At 49.0% G+C, this 1,795-nt stretch carries 1 protein-coding gene; it reads right to left on the reverse strand.

What is annotated here, in order from left to right; translation table 11 throughout:
* On the reverse strand, positions 1 to 1,795 hold a 1,795-nt coding region (locus WCO51_13420; protein MEI6514252.1), incomplete at both ends, for a S41 family peptidase.

Here is a 1,795-nt window from a genome sequence, read left to right on the forward strand (position 1 = left end):
CTAGCTGTGGGTCGCGTTTTGCTTCCCAGTCTTCCAAAGTCATATCGACGGTGATGTCGGGCTTTTCGCCATCGTTTTCTAGGGTTGTGCCATCGATTCGATAATAACCGGCGCCTGGAATTCGGCCAACGGAGCCATTGACCATATCGAACTCATCTGTCCATATAACATAGCCGGGTGTGGGCATACCGATTACGGTTCCAAACCCAAGCTTTTTGGCGCAGTATGTAAAAGTCTCGCCATTGGAGAACACATTTTCGTTGCTAAGGACAACGGTCGGTTTGCCCCATGAGTGGTCGGGAGTTTCACGAATATCGGAACGTCTGGCAGTGGTGAAGGCAAATGGTTTGACCGCAAGCCAAGTGGCAAGCGTGTCTCCAACATTTCCGCCTCCATTACCGCGAACGTCAATAATGGCCGCCTCTTTCCCATCGGCATACTCATAGAACTCACGCTCGAACTGTTCCTGATTTTCACCGCCCATGCCGGGGATTTGCACATAAGCAATTCGCCCACCGCTAAGCCGGTCCACTTCCTCACGCATTCGTTGGATCTGGTTGCGATAATCCAATTCCCGCCATTCGAAGGGATTAATCGCCTTGTAAGTCACTTTACGCGCGCCAGATTTGGTTGGGACGCTGTTTACCGTTAATTCTATGTCCTTTCCGGCAAAATCATTGAGCATTTTGAATAAATATTCATCCAGCCGAATGTCCTTGCCGTTTACCGCCATCACATACTCGCCGGGTTTGAGTTGTGTTTTGGCATAAGAACCGGGTGCGCGCTCCGGCACTTCTTTAATGCGAATGCCAGGACCATCATAGCTGTAATCGAAATAGAACCCCAAGAACGGCGTTGTTGGCGGTTGAGGACCGCCGTTTGACCAAACCTCTGTGTGCGATGCTTCCAACTCGCCGACCATCATTACCAGCAGCTCATCAAACTCTTGCCGAACCGCTACTCCATCGAGAAGCGGTTCATATCGGTCGTGAATAGCTTTCCAATCGCGGCCATGAAAATTCTGATCATAAAAGAGCCTGTTGAACGTTCGCCAGTATTGCTTAAAAGCGGCCTTCTGTTCGAGCCTTGTATCTCTTTCAAAGTTGGCGATGAAGTTAAAAGGAGTAACCGAATCGTTACTTAGGTCAAGTAACTGGATCGTTCCAGCTTTGATCAGAACAATCTTCTTCCCGTCCGCCGTTATTTCGAAATTGGAAACACCGCCGATATTGGTTCGGCGCTTGAGTTCCTTGCCGTCATATGATGCGGACCATAACTCTTTATTAGAGAGGTAATAAAAATTACCGTCAGGGCTTAATTTTAGATTTTCTATTGGATCGAGGGTGACTAGCTTTCGGATACGAGTCTCTGAATCCTGAAAGTCAATATCGAACTTCACTGCCGCCTTGTCTTTAGGCGCATCGAACTTCATTTGCACATCTTCAGCCGGCACCTCTTCACGCTTGAGCGGAAGCGCATAGAGACCGTTGCCGTTTCGATTGCTTAAGAAGAAGAGATACTTGCCATCCGGTGACCACTGCATGTCGGAATGGCTGGCGTTCAGCTTGGTCACATTGATTGATTTTCCGCCTTTGGCGGGCATAATCCAGATGTCAACAGCCCCTCGAGGTGATTTCTTTGTGTAGGCGATCCACTGCATATCAGGAGAGTAGACAAACTCATACCCGCCCGGCCCCCAGGTTCCTGTTCCGGGCAGATCGAGAACTTTAGAAGCATTATTTGTATCCAAATCTAGCGTATAAAGCCCGTCATTGGTAACCCAGAAGGCAAGCTG

Source organism: bacterium (assembly GCA_037131655.1).
Lineage (GTDB): Bacteria > Armatimonadota > Fimbriimonadia > Fimbriimonadales > JBAXQP01 > JBAXQP01.